13 protein-coding genes and 4 pseudogenes are annotated in these 15,827 nt (G+C 50.1%); 9 read left to right on the top strand and 8 right to left on the bottom strand.

From position 1 onward, the window contains the following. Positions 1-547: 547 nt before the first annotated feature. The 4 genes from phnE (JCM19037_RS21055) to JCM19037_RS21040 all read right to left on the bottom strand — a co-directional run bounded on the left by phnE (JCM19037_RS21055) (position 548) and on the right by JCM19037_RS21040 (position 4,168). Positions 548-1,270, bottom strand: coding sequence for a phosphonate ABC transporter, permease protein PhnE (gene phnE, locus JCM19037_RS21055; protein WP_238544853.1), 723 nt, complete (start codon positions 1,268-1,270; stop codon positions 548-550). Positions 1,271-1,343: 73 nt separating this feature from the next. Next, positions 1,344-2,072, bottom strand: coding sequence for a phosphonate ABC transporter, permease protein PhnE (phnE, locus tag JCM19037_RS21050; RefSeq protein WP_238544852.1), 729 nt, complete (start codon positions 2,070-2,072; stop codon positions 1,344-1,346). Continuing rightward, on the bottom strand, positions 2,069-2,920 hold the full coding sequence (gene phnC, locus JCM19037_RS21045) for a phosphonate ABC transporter ATP-binding protein (RefSeq protein ID WP_081829494.1): 852 nt from the start codon (positions 2,918-2,920) through the stop codon (positions 2,069-2,071). The genes phnE (JCM19037_RS21050) and phnC overlap by 4 nt, the downstream gene beginning before the upstream one ends. Positions 2,921-3,277: 357 nt before the next feature. After that, positions 3,278-4,168, bottom strand: a complete 891-nt coding sequence (locus JCM19037_RS21040; RefSeq protein WP_042404387.1) for a phosphate/phosphite/phosphonate ABC transporter substrate-binding protein — start codon at positions 4,166-4,168, stop codon at positions 3,278-3,280. Positions 4,169-4,367: 199 nt separating this feature from the next. Between JCM19037_RS21040 and JCM19037_RS25325 the strand changes: the two genes are divergently transcribed. Beyond that, positions 4,368-4,625, top strand: coding sequence for a hypothetical protein (locus JCM19037_RS25325; RefSeq protein WP_052364174.1), 258 nt, complete (start codon positions 4,368-4,370; stop codon positions 4,623-4,625). Then, entirely contained in the window at positions 4,571-5,209 is a 639-nt protein-coding gene (locus tag JCM19037_RS21035) for an HAD family hydrolase (RefSeq protein WP_193744839.1), read from the top strand. Before JCM19037_RS25325 ends, JCM19037_RS21035 begins: the two co-directional genes overlap by 55 nt. Here the strand turns inward: JCM19037_RS21035 and JCM19037_RS30395 are convergent. Together JCM19037_RS30395 and JCM19037_RS21025 are read right to left on the bottom strand one after the other, a co-directional pair. Next, positions 5,206-6,086, bottom strand: a pseudogene (locus tag JCM19037_RS30395) (LysR family transcriptional regulator). The gene JCM19037_RS21035 and the pseudogene JCM19037_RS30395 sit on opposite strands and share 4 nt — an antisense overlap. 18 nt (positions 6,087-6,104) lie before the next feature. Then, positions 6,105-7,448 carry a sigma-54-dependent Fis family transcriptional regulator gene (locus JCM19037_RS21025; protein WP_042404386.1) on the bottom strand — a complete coding sequence of 448 codons (1,344 nt, stop codon included), beginning with the start codon at positions 7,446-7,448 and terminating at the stop codon, positions 6,105-6,107. A gap of 197 nt (positions 7,449-7,645) precedes the next feature. Between JCM19037_RS21025 and JCM19037_RS26310 the strand changes: the two genes are divergently transcribed. The 5 genes and pseudogenes from JCM19037_RS26310 (at position 7,646) to JCM19037_RS21005 (ending at position 11,279) form a co-directional block, all read left to right on the top strand. Further along, positions 7,646-8,440: an acyclic terpene utilization AtuA family protein gene (locus JCM19037_RS26310; protein ID WP_202963240.1), complete on the top strand. Its 795-nt coding sequence runs from the start codon at positions 7,646-7,648 to the stop codon at positions 8,438-8,440. Beyond that, on the top strand, positions 8,329-8,979 hold the full coding sequence (locus tag JCM19037_RS26305) for an acyclic terpene utilization AtuA family protein (RefSeq protein WP_202963239.1): 651 nt from the start codon (positions 8,329-8,331) through the stop codon (positions 8,977-8,979). Before JCM19037_RS26310 ends, JCM19037_RS26305 begins: the two co-directional genes overlap by 112 nt. After that, positions 8,976-9,290 carry a hypothetical protein gene (locus JCM19037_RS21015; RefSeq protein ID WP_042404385.1) on the top strand — a complete coding sequence of 105 codons (315 nt, stop codon included), beginning with the start codon at positions 8,976-8,978 and terminating at the stop codon, positions 9,288-9,290. Before JCM19037_RS26305 ends, JCM19037_RS21015 begins: the two co-directional genes overlap by 4 nt. 27 nt (positions 9,291-9,317) lie before the next feature. After that, a pseudogene (locus tag JCM19037_RS21010) lies at positions 9,318-10,611 on the top strand (CitMHS family transporter). Positions 10,612-10,697: 86 nt separating this feature from the next. After that, complete coding sequence (locus tag JCM19037_RS21005) at positions 10,698-11,279, top strand: hypothetical protein (protein ID WP_042404383.1); 582 nt, start codon at positions 10,698-10,700, stop codon at positions 11,277-11,279. Here the strand turns inward: JCM19037_RS21005 and JCM19037_RS21000 are convergent. Both JCM19037_RS21000 and JCM19037_RS20990 read right to left on the bottom strand, forming a co-directional pair. Then, the gene (locus JCM19037_RS21000) at positions 11,276-11,857 is read right to left on the bottom strand and encodes a hypothetical protein (protein ID WP_052364172.1); all 582 of its coding nucleotides are present in this window, start codon (positions 11,855-11,857) and stop codon (positions 11,276-11,278) included. The two genes, JCM19037_RS21005 and JCM19037_RS21000, sit on opposite strands and share 4 nt — an antisense overlap. Before the next feature lie 567 nt (positions 11,858-12,424). After that, positions 12,425-13,065: pseudogene (locus tag JCM19037_RS20990) on the bottom strand (type 1 glutamine amidotransferase domain-containing protein). 148 nt (positions 13,066-13,213) lie between these two features. Between JCM19037_RS20990 and JCM19037_RS20985 the strand changes: the two are divergent. Beyond that, positions 13,214-14,176: a D-glycerate dehydrogenase gene (locus JCM19037_RS20985; RefSeq protein WP_052364175.1), complete on the top strand. Its 963-nt coding sequence runs from the start codon at positions 13,214-13,216 to the stop codon at positions 14,174-14,176. Between the two features lie 21 nt (positions 14,177-14,197). Beyond that, positions 14,198-15,147, top strand: a pseudogene (locus JCM19037_RS20980) (ribose-phosphate diphosphokinase). The last annotated feature ends 680 nt before the right edge of the window (positions 15,148-15,827 follow it).

The following is a 15,827-nucleotide window of genomic DNA, read 5'->3' as shown; positions in this document are numbered from 1 at the left end:
GTTTGTCGCCGGTTTTTGTTCCGGCTAGGAGGGTTGTCCGGACAAGAACGTGTGAGTCGCTGGTTTTTGTTCCGGCTAGGGGGTCTCTCCGGACAAGAACGCGTTTGTCGCTGGTTTTTGTTCCGGCTAGGGGGGTCGCGTCGGCCAAACTGGCTGCACCCCCGAAACCCGAGCCATCCTAACCCCTATCGACACGTCGGCACCTCCGGTGCCGAAGCCAACCCCATGGTTCCACAACGACACTGCTTTTTCCTCGGCACCCCCGATGCCGACAGCAAATAGGCTTTTCGCCTTTTCCCCTCGCGCACCCATCCTAAAGCCTAGCCCTATCGGGTATAGCTCCAGCTCCAAGCGCCCTATTCCTCCCCCTAAAAAACACAAAAACCCCCGCCTCGCACGCAGATTTGGGGGCGGGGAGGGGGTTTAACAAAGCGTACTACCTCGGGAATCATCACACGTCTAGCATAACCACATCACACGATGCGCTTTCGGATGTTGCGGCTCAAAATGTCGACGACGGTGACGACGACGATGATGATGATGAGCATCATTCCGACTTGCTCCCATTCGCGGGAACGGGAAGCATGATGAGCGGGGCGCCGAGACCGCCGGCACCGACCATACCGAGTACGGTGGCGGAACGGAGGTCGATTTCGTAACGATAAAGCGCGTAGCTCATGAATTCAGGCAAGACTTGCGGCAACACGCCGTACCACATGATTTGTAGTTTGCCGGCGCCGCTGGCGCGTAGTGCTTCGATCGGGTTTTGATCGATCGACTCGATGACTTCTGAATAGAGTTTACCGAGCATACCGACGGAGTTGATCGTGATGGCGAGTACACCGGCGAGCGGGCCGATTCCGACTGCAGATACGAAGATGATGGCGAACAAAAGCTCAGGGAATGAGTGGATGCCGTTTAGGATGCCTTTTCCGCCGATCGAGCCTTTCTTTGCGATGTTGCGTGCGGCAAAGAAGGCGAATGGGATCGCGAGGATCGAACCTGCGAGTACCCCGGCATAGGCGATGGCAACGGTCTCCATCATCATCATAAACAGTTCAGGTATACGTGAGATAGCCACGTCGTGCGTGAACGGGCCGAGCACGAGGCGTTGCAACATGTTCACGGCTTGGTCGAAGCGGAACGTGGATGTGAGGTCCATGCTCGTGAATGCGACCGAGTAGGCTAGGACGATAAAGGCAACGATGCTTCCGAGTTTCACCCAATACATTGGCGGCTTTTTTGGTTTGGTAATTTGGAGTTCTCTCATTAGACGATCCTCTCTCTTAAGCGAATGCTCACAACATCGATCAAGGTAACGACGACGAAGGTCATGAGGATGATCATGGAGACATTCCCGTAATTAAAGAAGTTGAGTTGCTGATTGAGGATGAGCCGACCCCGCCTGCGCCGACGAAACCGAGGACGACGGATGCACGGACGTTAATCTCGAGCACGTACAGACTGTACGAAATGTAATGCGGGAGAATTTGAGGCATGACCCCATACCAGATGACTTGTAGCGTGTTGCCGCCAGTGGAACGTATGGCTTCAAGTGGATCTGGATCAATCGATTCAATCGTTTCACTAATTAACTTCGCTAAAATTCCGACCGAGAAGAAGAATAGGGCATAGATTCCGGCCATGGCCCCAATTCCGACAAGCCCGACAAAGATTACGGCGAGCACGAGGTCAGGGATCGTACGCAATACGTTCATTGCAAAGCGAACGATATTATACAAAATGGAGCTTGTGTTAATATTTGACGCGGATAAAAAAGCGATCGGCAAACAGAAAAATACAGATAGTGTAGTTGCGAGTAGTGCGATGTTCCACGTTTCTAACAAACTGCCGGCGACTGTATCATAGTAACTCCAGTTTGGAGGAATCAGGTTGCCGAAAACAAAGTTGAAGATTTGTGGCAATCCATTGATGACGCGGTCAGGTGCAGCGTTTGTCACGTAAGCTGCGATTATGTATAAAAGTGCGACGACGGCGAGTACCGATAAAATACTGATCTTCGACCGCCGGGGAATGAGTGGGAAGTTGCCCGGCTTGGAAGCTGGATTCACTTCGAATCAGCCTCCTCGCTACTTGCAGTTTCTCCTTTGGCGTCCAAATCTTCGCCCGGCATATCGTTTTCTGCAGCTCCGGCATCTTCACTAAGCATGTCGTCTTCTTTGATTGGACGACCATAAATGTCTTCAAACGTCTTCTCAGTCACCTCGGATGCAGGACCATCAAAGACGACTTCGCCACTGCGCATGCCGATAATGCGATCCGCATATTCCATAGCCATATCGATAAAGTGCAAGTTGACGATCATCGTAATGTTATCTTCGCGGTTAATGCGGCGTAAATCTTTCATTACGATGTGTGACGTCGGTGGATCCAAGCTTGCGACCGGCTCATCTGCGAGGAAGACTTTCGTCTTCTGGGTGAGGGCACGGGCAATACTGACACGCTGTTGCTGTCCTCCGGAAAGCTGATCGGCACGTGAATACGCTTTCTCGGCAATGCCAACGCGGTCAAGACTGGCAAGCGCGAGTTGTTTGTCTTCTTTCTTAAATAGTCCTAGAATGCTGCGCAACGTGTTTGTACGACCGAGTGCACCACTTAAGACGTTGCGAAGGACGCTCATTCTGCGGACAAGATTGTAGCTTTGGAAGATCATTCCGATGTCGGTGCGCATTTCACGCAGCTCGCGTTCGTTAAACTTGAGGGAGTTTTTCCCGTCGATTAACAGCTCTCCTTCAGTCGGTTTAACGAGTTGGTTCATGCTGCGGATCAGCGTTGATTTACCGGCGCCGGACAGACCAACAACGACGATCATTTCGCCTTGGTTAATTTCCAAATTCACATTCTTAAGTCCTTGATGGCCATTTGGATAGGTGAGAGAAACGTTTTTGAATTCAATCATAAAGCGTTCTTCCTACTTTCTGTTAAAAATTTCTAAAAAAAAAGGGGAGAGAACCTCCCCACAGGCTGTTAAAAACCCTAGATGTTGTTTTTATAGAAGTGTAGGGGTGTACTGGCTACGCTTGCCACGGGCGTTGCCTCAGCTATCGCGCTTCGCACGATGATCTTCGGCTAACGCTAATCCCGTAGGCGTCTCCACCATTACACCCCTTTTTATTTTGCACAATATGAATACTATATTTTGTTTTTTAGCTCAAAAGTAATGGGCAAAATATTGATTGAGTAGCACTGCGAAATAAGTGCTTTTTATAAAAAGTATAGCTTCTAGCCAATCTGGGGGAGAGAACCTCCCCTCCAACTAGTCTAGTGTAATTTCTTCTTGGAAGCGCTCATACGTGTCGCGTACGACTTCATAGTCGCTTGATTCTGCTTCTGCAATGCCTGTCCAGTTGTAAATGCTATCAAGAACTTCTAGCATTTCTTCGTCATCATTAAAGCTAAGAAATGCAGCAATGATTTCGTCTTTCAAGTCTTCATCCAATCCAGCACGAGCAGAGATTGTGTCGTTTGGAATCGGTTGAGTGTACTCAATAATCTTAATGTCTTCCATAATGTCTGGATAGTCTTCTTCTAAGTTCTCACGCGCGTCATCAAATGACGTCGAGAAATCTGCTTCTCCGTCAAGAACAGCCATTAAAGCTGTATCATGACCACCAAGTTGCAAGTGTTGGAAGTGGTTGTTCAAGTCGTCAATGCCCGCATCCATCAAGTCATTTGCCGGGAACAAATAACCTGCTGCTGAAGACGTATCCCCATACGCCCACGTTAGGCCTTCTGTGTTCACCAAGTCTTCCATGCTGTTCAAATCGTCACGATCAGCACTTACATTAAACTGTGCAAGGTACTCGTAATCCCCGAAACGCTCGGACTTGAGCATCACCTCAACATCGTGTGCTTCTTCTGCTTGAACAAAACCAAGCGGTGGTAAGAATCCGATGTCAACCGTGCCATTGCCCATCGCTTCAACGAGACCGACATAACTCGTTACAACTTCAGCCTCGACATCCATGCCAAGCTCCTCAGCTAATCTGTCTGCTACCGGTTGAACGGTATCCGCCAACTCGCTAGCATCTTGCGATGGAACAAACCCCATAGATAGCGTGTCAGGCACTTCATCTGCCCCTGTTCCGCACGCTGCTAAAATCGTCGTCATGAGAACTGCTGAACCAGCAATCGTATACTTTCTCATTGGTACGATTTCCCCCTCCCGAAAGATATGTATTTTGCGTCGCTAGTGCGACATGAATCCACACAATTCTACCACAACTTTCTTCACTTTTTATACACAATTTACAAAAACATGCGCAAAATTAACAATCATTATAGGAGAAATTGACGAGAATCGCAAAATCGATTACGTTAAAACAAAAGATCAAGGAGGCGCAACCATGCACGACAACGCATTCAAACACATTGATCTCGTCATCTTCGACTTGGACGGCACCCTCTATGAAGACACCGACCACTTCGACCATTACGCCAAACGCCTGTCAGAAGAACTGCCCGAACAAAAACGAGCCAACTTTTTTCAAGACTATGACGATATGAAAAAAGGAAACCATGCGGTTCCATCGGCAAAGCGTACGACGTTGTGCGAGACTGGGTCGTTGAAACCGATCCCTTTACAGGCCAAGTCAGCGGCGTGACCGACTGGGACGGCGGCCTTGTGCCAACCGCACAATGGAAAGCCGTGTACCCGGGTGCGGTAAGCTTCGACTTTGATACACTCATTGCCATTGGTGATGGATGGTGGCTTCCGAATGCAGCGGCACGACACTACGGAGTGAGCGACCCTCAACCAGCCTACCATGAGACGAAAGAATATATGGCGACTGATCAGTTTGAATTGACAGTGATAGAAGGGCTACGTACAGGACTTCAAGCACTCGGTCAAAAGAAGCAGATCGTGTTGCTCACAAACAGTACGCCAGATGACGTGGAGCGTCTGCTCAGTATGCTCGACTTGACCGACGTGTTCACCGATGTCGTCACTTCTGCTGGCAAACCCCAACATACGAAAGCGCAGTTTAAGAAAATTATGGAGCGCTACGATGCGTCAGCTGAACGAACGCTTTCCATTGGGGACAACTACTTAAACGAAATTATCCCCGCTGGAGCGATCGGGATGAAAGCCATCTATATTGATTTGGAAGAAGGCGCGGTGCAATACGGCGACCGCAAAATTCGCAGCATTTCTGAACTCATTCAAGAGATGCACGACACGCATTAAAAGTGACGGTTCGCTTCCTCTAAAAACGCCCGGGCGGCGAATGGCAAGTACGTATCTTTTCGCCAAATCATCACGAGTTCCAGATGAAGCGGATCTTCACTTAGCGGTACGTACGTTAATGCGCTTGGGTTCATCGATTTGGCGATATGCAAAGGCAGTAAGGCGATGCCTAGCTTCGCCTCGACCATTTGCATCATGAAATCTTTCTGTGAACTTTCGCAAACGGCATTCGGGTAAAACCCACTCCGCAAACATTCCTCGACGATCGCTTTGTGCAAGGAAAAGTCATTCCGATATAGAATGATCGGCTCGCTCTCCAAGTCATTCATGGCAATTTCGTCAACGGAGGCGAATCGGTGATCATGGTGCATGACAGCGACGAGCGGATCGTGGAGAATGGGGCGACATTCAAAGTCTTCATTTTGGAGAGGCACGTTACATATAAAGCCCACGTCTAAAGAGCCTTCGTTAATCCCCTTCTTAATCGCAAGACTGCCAACTTCTGTGAGGCGTAAGTCGACGAGTGGATGATGTTCAATGAAATGGCTAATGAGCGGAGAAACAAATGCAGCCCAATGATGGGAGGGATTCCAACGGATATCTCTCCCTTTTTTAGTTCAACTACATCGCTTAACGTCCCTTTCAAGTTATGAAACGCGTCCAGCACATTTTGCGCATTTTTGAGCACTGCTTCCCCCGCATCAGTCAGGCGCAGTTCTTTCGAAGAACGATAGAATAACGGCACCCCTAATTCCCGCTCCAACTGTTTGATCGTTTTGCTTAACGAAGGTTGGGAGACGTGCAACGTGCTTGCTGCTTTCGTAAAGCTTGCGTGCTTTGCGACTTCGGTAAAGTAGGTTAAATGTCGAATGTCCATAGAAGCCCCCGGTTTAGATTACGGATTCATCCCGTGTTTTTTCAGCTTGTTATAGAGCGTTGCTAACGAAATGTTCAACTGCTGCGCAGCCGCTCGTTTGCCTTCAATAGTGCTTTCATAGTTTTTCAAAGCGACGGACAACACCTCGTATTCCGCTCGGTTTAGCTCAGAACGAAGGGACCCTACTTTCGAACGGGAATGTTCGCGGTGATTGCCGAGCGGTGCGGGCAAATGAACCGTATGCAAACCCGTGTCCCGTCGGTCCATCATGCTTAAACTAAACTGCAACACATTGTGCAACTCACGAACGTTCCCCGGCCAATCGTAAGCGGCGAGCTGGTCAAAAGCCCGGGGTTCAATGTGAATGGGGTGGTAGGTTGCATGTTTTTGCAAAAAGCCGCGAACGAGCGGCTCCAAGTCTTGCTTGCGCTCGCGAAGCGGCGGGATATGCAGGTTTAATACACCCAAGCGGTAATAGAGGTCTTCGCGAAATCCCCCACGAGCAACGAGTTCCCCGACATTGCGGTTCGTCGCAGCAATAATGCGCGTATTCACGTGCTGTTCCTTCAACGCGCCGATCTTGCGAATCGTCCCTTCTTGTAGCACACGGAGCAACTTGCTTTGCAGAGTTACCGGCAATTCACCAATTTCATCAAGGAATAACGTTCCGTCTGTGGCGAGTTCAAACAGTCCGATCTTGCCCGCATGTTTCGCACTCGTAAACGCCCCGCTCGTATAGCCGAACAATTCACTCTCCATCAAATCAGCCGGAATGGTGGCGCAATTAATCGGAACAAATGGCTTATCGGCGCGGTCACTTGCACGATGGATCGCTTGGGCAAACAATTCTTTGCCTGTCCCACTTTCGCCGGTGAGAAGCACAGGGAATGGAACCGCTGCTGCTTTTCTCGCGGTCTGAACGAAGTCTTTCAAGCCAAGGTCATGACCGACAATTGATTCAAACGTATACGTGGCTTGATAACTGGCCTGTACTTTCTTCTCGAGCTGATCAATCGTATCTTGCTTTTTCTTTAGGTCATTCATAAGGTTGAACACTTCTTCTTTCCCTTTACATACCGATACTGCGCCGACGACGACTCCGTTTTCATAAATGGGAGCCATATCGACGACGTATTCTCGGCCGTTCACGTTACGGTGGACGCCCACGCGAACGTTTTCATCATGTAATGTTCGGACAAGTTGAGCCTCGGGGCGCACATCGAGGAGCGGTTTGCCGACGATGTCTCTTTCCTCTACACCCGTGATTTTCGTGTATTCTTCATTGATTCTTTCGACGATGCCTTCGCGGTTAATGATGAGTATCCCATCTTGTATGGCATGTACGATGCTATGTAGATTCATGACGGTCCAACTTTCATCGTTTTGTCTATCTTATCAAGATTGTAGTGAATGTTCTATTTATTTCTAAATTATTAGAAATTATATAGATGTTTTTAGAAATAAGATGAACCGTTTGCATACGACTGGGCTTTCGCTGTTGGCACGACTTTTGCTTAATAGATGAGTGGACAGAAAATGAGTAGAAAGTTGGGTAATGTATGAGGTCAATTAGAATTGGCACCGGTGCGGGTTATTCAGGAGATCGGATTGATGCGGCGGTCAAACTCGTGGAGCGAGGAAACTTGGATTATCTCGTTTTGGAAGGTTTGGCCGAGCGCACGACGGCGTTAGCACACCTTGAAAAGCGGGAGGATCCCGAAAAAGGGTACGGCCAGTTTTTTGAAGCGAGAATGTACGCGTTGCTCGCCTTATGCAAGCGAAAGAACGTACGCATCGTCACGAACTTAGGCGCTGCGAACCCTCAGGCAGCTGCTCGAGTCGTCGTCCGTGTTGCCCGTGATCTAGAAATAAACGGTTTGCGGGTCGCGACAGTGCTTGGCGCCGATGTCGCGTCGAGCATTGCCAAAGAAGACCCTCACATTTGGGAAACCGGAGAGCCGGTCACCCGTAGTGACTGGATTTCTGCCGATGCTTATTTAGGTGTCGAAGAGATGCTTCCTGCCCTAGCAGCTGGCGTGGACGTGATTATTACCGGCCGTGTGGCGGACCCGTCGTTATTTTTGGCGCCGATGGTATATGAATGGGGTTGGTCCTTGACCGACTGGGATCGGCTCGGAAAAGGCACGGTGTTGGCTCATTTGCTCGAATGCGGGGCACAAGTGACCGGCGGTTACTTTGCAGACGGGCAAAAAAGCGAGTGGATGACTTGTTGCATGTCGGCATGCCCATCGTCGAAGTGTTCAAAAACGGCGAAGGCATCATTTCGAAAACGCCAGGCAGCGGGGGTGTGGTGTCTGTACAAACGTGCAAAGAGCAGTTGCTATATGAAGTGATGGACCCATCAACGTACATTACTCCAGACGTTGTTGCCGATTTTTCGAACGTGCAATTTCAAGAAGTAGAGCAGAATTGCGTGCACGTAACAGGGGGAGTGGCACGCCCGGACGGACAGTTTCAAAGTGACACTTGGCGTCAATCAAGGTTCATAGGTGAAGGGTTTATCGCTTATGCCGGTCACGGTGCAATTGAGCGGGCGCAGATGGCGCAAGCAATCGTTGAGCAGCGGTTAAAGGACGCGGGCATTGCTTCTCAAGATATGAAAAGCGACTTGGTTGGCATGAACGCGCTGCACGGTGACGCGGCTGGACGACCTGAGCCATATGAAGTGATGTTTCGCATTGCTGCCCGTGCCGAAGGTCGATCGATGGCAGACCGAGTTGGAGAGGAAGTTGAATCCCTTTGGCTAAATGGACCCGGAGGTCCAGGTGGGGTTCGCAAGTATACGAGACCGGTGATCGCCGCGTATTCAACGACGATACGCCGCTCGGCTGTAAAGAGCAACGTAAACATAGTGGAGGTGGACGAACGATGAAAACGATCCGGTTACATGAAGTGGCGCACGCACGTGCTGGAGATAAAGGGGAAGATACGACGATTAGCGTGTTTTTGTATGACGATACGTACTATGACCAGATTGTCGAGCAAATTGGTGCAGAACAAGTTCGTGCACATTTTACAGGCATCGCCTCGGGTGTTGTGGAATGTTTCTTGCTACCGCAGCTCGCTGCCGTGCATTATGTCATTCGCGGGACGCGAAAAGGTGGCGTAGCCGCAGCACTTGAGCTCGATGCTCACGGGAAGTCGCTCGGATGGCACTTGTTACAAATGCACGTGAAATTGTAAGCGCTTCACCAATGAGGAGGGGTTAAAATGATCGCACTATTAGGGTTTCTAACAATTGCTGTATTTTTATATTCCATCTTATCAAAGCGCTTATCTGTTATCGTTGCGCTCGTACTCGTACCCATCATTTTTGGACTCATCGGGGGATTTGGTCTCGAACTCGGAGAATACATGCTCGAAGGGGTGCAACTCGTAGCGCCTACTGGTGTGATGCTCGGCTTTGCCATCCTTTACTTCGGGGTGATGAACAATGCGGGAATGTTTGATCCGATCCTTTCGCGCATCCTTAGGCTCGTCAAAGGGGATCCGTTAAAGGTCGTCATCGGCACGTTATTGTTTGCGATGATTGCCCAGTTGGACGGCTCAGGGGCTTCCACGTTTTTAATCGTCATCCCGGCGCTCTTGCCGCTTTACGAGCGACTCGGCATGAGTCGGATCGTTCTTGCTGGTGTCGTCGGGCTTGGCGCAGGACTTATGAACATCATGCCGTGGGGCGGCCCGATGCCCGGGCAGGCACCGCAATCGGAATGGATCCGGGGGAGATCTTCATTCCGCTATTACCGACGATGGTTGTCGGTTTTCTGTGGCTGCTACTCGTCGCTATTGGATCGGGAAGAAAGAGCGGAATCGCGTTGGCATTCAAGACATTGAATTTTCCCTTGAGCTAGAAATGACCGATGAGCAAAAGCAGATGAAGCGTCCGAAAATGCTCATTCCGAACGTATTGCTCACCGTTCTCGCGCTAGCCGCACTCGTGCTTCAATGGCTACCGCTTCCGATTGTGTTTATCGTCGCCTTTGTCATTGCCCTTGTGATCAACTACCCGAACCCGAAAGATCAGATGGACCAGATTCAATTGCAAGCAACAGGCATGATTTCCGTGTTGTCGATCATTTTTGCAGCTGGGGTGTTCACAGGCATTCTGACAGGTACAGGGATGATTGAAGAGATGGCAATCGCGCTCGTCAACATCGTTCCAGAAGATATCGGCGGTTCCATGCCAGCACTCGTCGCACTCATGAGCATGCCGCTAAGCCTCGTGTTTAATCCAGATGCTTACTATTTTGGCGTCATGCCAATCCTAGCGACATCAGCAGAAATGTACGGTGTACCTGCGATTGAAATCGCCCAAGCGTCCGTACTCGGGCAAATGACCGTCGGGTTTCCACTCAGCCCACTCACGGCAAGCACATTTCTATTAATCGGTTTGGCCCGCGTCGATTTAGGTGACCATCAGAAATTCATGTTCAAATGGGCATTCTTAACGACGCTCGTCATGGCAATTTTTGCACTGTTAACCGGTGTAATTTCAGCTTGGTAAACCGTTCTACAAAAGCCGTCATTTTTCATCAAAGGAATTCCGCAATTCTAATTGAAGTAAGGGAGTGACAGAAAGGGGGCGTGTGCATGAGTTCTCACGTGATGCATGCCAACATCATCGGTCACTTTAAAGAAATCCCGGATGGACACTTGCATACAGCCATCTACAAAAGCCTTGACCGCCGGTTACAACGAACCGTCAGTATAAGTAAGATGGACGACTATATCTTCGAAAAAATGAAGTTTTACCACCCGTTTTGGATTTCGACCATGCAGGTGACGTACGATCGCGGATTATTGCTTCCATTTAAAATTGAAACGGTGTACGCATTCGTTGATGCCGTATCAGGCTATCGCGACCGTCTGCCCAAAGCGTGGCCCGTTTCAGAAGACACATTCGGCAATGTGCCTGTCGTTGACCGAGTGATCGAAACGAAAGAGGCGGCCAGACCGTATTTCATCGATCTGCAAAACCGTTGGAGTCGCAGCTATGTCGGGGAACGACCGAAGTATGAGCACCTCTCATTAGAGCTCGCTTACATGCCGATGTGGATGATCTCCCTCCGCTTTCAGACCGAGCACGTCTCGGTCATCATCAATGGCATGACAGGTGTTGGGGAAGAAGAGCTCGCCGCCCGGTGGGCAGGGGAAGAATGGCACCGCCTTTAGCGTGCCGCTTCAACGTCCCCGCGCTCCGCTTCATCGCGTTTGCTGTTTTCCATCGTTTTCTTCTGCTCCTCAGTCGACCGTTGTTCATCACGATCTCGGTTGTCTGACGTGTACCAGCGATCGTGGCGGAAGAGGTCCCAAATCGCCCGGCCATTCGTCGGTTGCCCATCTGGCATATACACTGGCAACGCATCAAACAAAACAAAATAAAATGTATAGAACAAGAACGTATTCCAAAGCGTTTCCCCTGGGAGTAGCCCAAACCCGAGCATGATGTTCACCATCACCGCAGCGAGAATATTGCTCAGCATCGGAGACGCATAAATGAGGGCGTGCCAGAACTTATGGTCTGGGCGAATATCATCATAATGACACCAGCTGAACATGAAGAAATAACGCCGTACTTCAATTGAAGGAAGACTAAACAACTTCGGCCCACAGCCGATAATAATCTTTTTATTCTTAGCGCCGAGCAACGTCGCCACCAAATAATAGCCACTCTCGCGAATGAGCGAAACAAGAGGCAAAATCACAAAAGCAGAAATCAATAATCGTAACAAATCCAGGAAATCAAACATTGTTTGCGCACCGCCGTATTCTCTATAGAAGTCAAACGCTACTAGTATCCCCGTTATCGCACATGTTGAAACGCGAAATAGCAGCGTGGCGGTTGTTCTGTATCGTCCAGCGCTCCTGGCCGGGACAGGAGCGAGGCGGCGTGAGCAATGTTGTGCGTCCAGCGCTCTTAGCCGGAACAAAAGCGGGGGAAGCGAGCAAATTGTACCGTCCAGCGCGTAGATTTGAGTACGCAAAACGAAAGGCTTGAAGTGCCTTCTTGCTGTCGGCACCGATGGTGCCGAAGAAAAAGCGAGCTAGTCGTGGAACTAGGGGGTTGGGATTCGTCGCCGCAGCGCCGACATGTCGCTAGTCTCTCTGTTTTTTGGGTCTATACGGAACTGCCCAGGCTTAACCGGACAAAACTCTGGGGGATGCGTGGGATTTGGACCGCCTAGCCCTCTTAACCTGACAAAACCGGGCGAGGCGGAGGCTGTACTGGAAACCGCCGATATGTCGGTACCGGCGGCTTCCTTAGCCAAAACAAAAAGCAGGGACCGGAAAGATTTCCGGTCCCTGCTTGATTCGATTTAGAGTGCTTTCATGAATTCTTCAGCAACGCGAATGGAGGACTGTGGGTTTTGCCCGGTGACGAGTTTGCCGTCCGTTTGCACGTGCTCAGCCCAATCGTCAGCGACTACGAACGAGGCACCGCGCTCTTTCAGCTTCGTCTCGAGCATGAATGGAACTTGATCTTCTAGCTCAACGCCGCGCTCTTCTGAGTCTGTGAAGCTCGTAACGGTTTTCCCTTGTACGAGGGGTGTTCCGTCTTTTAGCTCCGCATTCACGAGCCCCGCAGGTCCGTGACAGACGGCGCCGATGACTTTATCTGCTTCCGCAAATTCTTGCAGCAACCGCTTCAAGTTCTCATCATCTGGGAAGTCGAACATTGTTCCATGTCCGCCAGGCAAAAAGATTCCAGAATAGTTGTTGCTATTAATGTCGGCGAGCGGGACGGTCTTCGTTAGCTGGTCCGCAATCTCTTTCCAACCTGAAGGAATGCCTTCTTCTCCAAGACTATTCTTGTCGATTGGAGAGTCTGTCCCATTCGGCTCGCCACTGTAATTTCATATCCGTTTGCTTTTAACGCTTCATAAGGCTCCGCAAATTCGGACAGCCAAATGCCTGCGTGATGTCCGTTATCCATTGTGTGTCCATTTGTTACAACCATGAGTATTTGTGTCAATTGTATCCCTCCGAATATATCATTAAAAGGCGTTTGCTTGTTAGTCGGCTTATTCCACGTGAACAGGCAGGTTAAACATAAATTGACAGCCAAGTTTTTCCTAGTGAAAATAGAAGGAGAGGAGGTGCGGTTTGTGAAGAAGAAAATCTACGTAACGCGCCAGCTTCCAGATGAAGTGATGGAGCGACTGCACGAACAATTTGAAGTGAAAGTGTGGAACGACCCGGACGAACCCGTACCTCGCAACGTGCTGCTTGAAGAAGTTGCCGATGTGGACGGACTGTTTTGCATGCTTAGTGAGACGATTGATGAAGAAGTCTTCCAGCATGCACCGCAATTGAAGATCGTCGCAAATTTGGCGGTCGGCTACAATAACATTGATATTGACGCAGCGAAAAACCGCAACATTACTGTCACGAACACGCCAGGTGTGTTAACGGAAACGACGGCTGATTTGACGTTTGCCTTGCTCATGGCTACTGCCCGTCGGCTTGTGGAAACGTCAGAAATCGTGCGGAACGGCGAGTGGGGGGCGTGGGCACCGATGCACTTCACTGGTCAAGACATTCATGGCAAAACGCTTGGTATTGTTGGTCTTGGGCGCATTGGCGAGGCGGTCGCAAAGCGGGCGACCGGCTTTGATATGAACATTCTTTACCACAATCGTTCCAGAAATGAACAAGCCGAGGCCCGAATCGGCGCGAAATATAGCGAGATGGACGATCTGCTCCAACGAGCGGACTACATTGTTCTTCTTTTGCCATATAGTACTAGTAATCATCACTTGATTGGAAAACGAGAAATTGATTTAATGAAAGAAGATGCAATTGTTATTAATACTTCTCGCGGCGGACTAGTCGATGAAGATGCGTTGTATGAAGCGCTCGAGCAACGAAAGATTTGGGGAGCAGGTCTCGATGTGTTCGAACAAGAACCATTGCCTAAAGACGATCGATTGCTCACGTCCAAGTACGTGACCGTATCCCCGCATATCGGCAGCGCCAGCATCGCAACACGTCTTCAAATGTGCCATCTCGTTTGCGACAATCTAATTCACGTGTTGAGTGGAGACGAGCCACTCACACCCGTGACATAACAGGAAGGTAGAAAAGTAGAAATGGATTACCATTTAAATGACAAGTTCAAGATTTTCAGCTTAAACTCGAATCAAGCACTTACTGAAGAGATCGTCAAACATTTAGGTTGTGAACTTGGCCGCAGCTCGGTCAAACGATTCAGCGACGGTGAAATCCAAATCTCCATTGAAGAGAGCGTACGCGGTTGTGAAGTATACGTCGTACAGTCCACCTCGTATCCAGGCAACGAGAACATCATGGAACTGCTTATCATGGTTGACGCCTTAAAACGTGCGTCAGCAAAACGCATCAACGTCGTGATGCCGTATTACGGCTATGCCCGACAAGACCGCAAAGCCCGTTCACGTGAGCCAATCACAGCCAAACTGATTGCAAACTTGTTAGAGACTGCAGGTGCCACACGTGTCATTACGATGGACTTGCACGCCCCGCAGATTCAAGGATTTTTCGACATGCCCGTCGATCAATTGCAAGGCGTTCCGATTCTCTCCGATTATTTTGCCAACAAGGGGCTACAAGATATCGTCGTCGTCGCTCCGGACAACGGAGGCGTCGTGCGGGCGCGCAAGATGGCAGAAGCCTCGATGCGCCAATCGCCTTCATTGATAAACGCCGTCCAAAGCCAAACGTAGCAGAAGTGATGAACATCGTCGGTGAGTTCAAAGGCCGAACCGCTATCATCATTGACGACCTGATCGATACAGCAGGGACGATCACACTCGCTGCCAATGCGCTCATCGAAAACGGCGCGACGAGCGTGTATGCATGCTGTACACACCCCGTCCTTTCCGGTCCGGCAATCAGCCGTATCGAAGGATCGCCAATCAAAGAACTTGTCATTACAAATACAATCGAACTAGACGAAGACAAACAGAGCGACAAAATCACCAGCCTGTCCATTGCCCCACTCGTCGCTGATGCCATCAACCGAGTGCACAATGAAGTGTCTGTCAGTACGCTGTTCGATTGATCGGGGAACCCGCTGTGCATGTGCACAGCGGGTTTTTTTGGCGTGCGGGGTGGGCTCGGTTTGTCGAAAGTGTGCACTCGGGTGTCGGTTATGTGCACTCTCGTGTCGAATATGTGCACTCTCGTGTCGAAAACGTGCACATCGGTGTCGAAAGTGTGCACTCAGGTGTCGAAAACGTGCACATGCATCTATACGTAGAGATCGTGCGCTCCCGAAGCCAAGACCGTGTGCTCCATTTCGGAAATGGAGTGGCTGTTTTTGACCGCGCATCGCTCCCTGCCATACCGAAAACCAGGTGGTTTGTGCAGGCTACGTAGAGCAAGGAGCCACTCCGGATAGAGCATGGCTTTGGATTCGCAAGATGAGAAGCTGGAAGTGCTATTTTGCTGTCGGCACCGGTGGTGCCGAAGAAAAAGCGAGCGAGTTGAAGTGTCTGGGGTTGGCTTCGGCGCCGTAGGCGCGACATGCTGCTAGTCTTTCGGAATTTCCTAACGTCTGTTGCGTTTATACGGAACTGCTTAGGGTTAGCCGGACAGAAACTGGGTGGTGCGAGCAATTGTGTCCGCACAGCGTCCCTAGCCGGACAGAAACCGGGCGGTGCGTTCATTTGAGTCCGCACAGCGCCCCTAGCCGGACAGAAACCGGGCGGTGCGTTCATTTGAGTCCGCACAGCGCCCTGC

The organism is Geomicrobium sp. JCM 19037, assembly GCF_000698105.1.
GTDB lineage: Bacteria > Bacillota > Bacilli > Bacillales > Marinococcaceae > Geomicrobium_A.
This window is presented reverse-complemented; position numbering and strand designations above follow the sequence as displayed.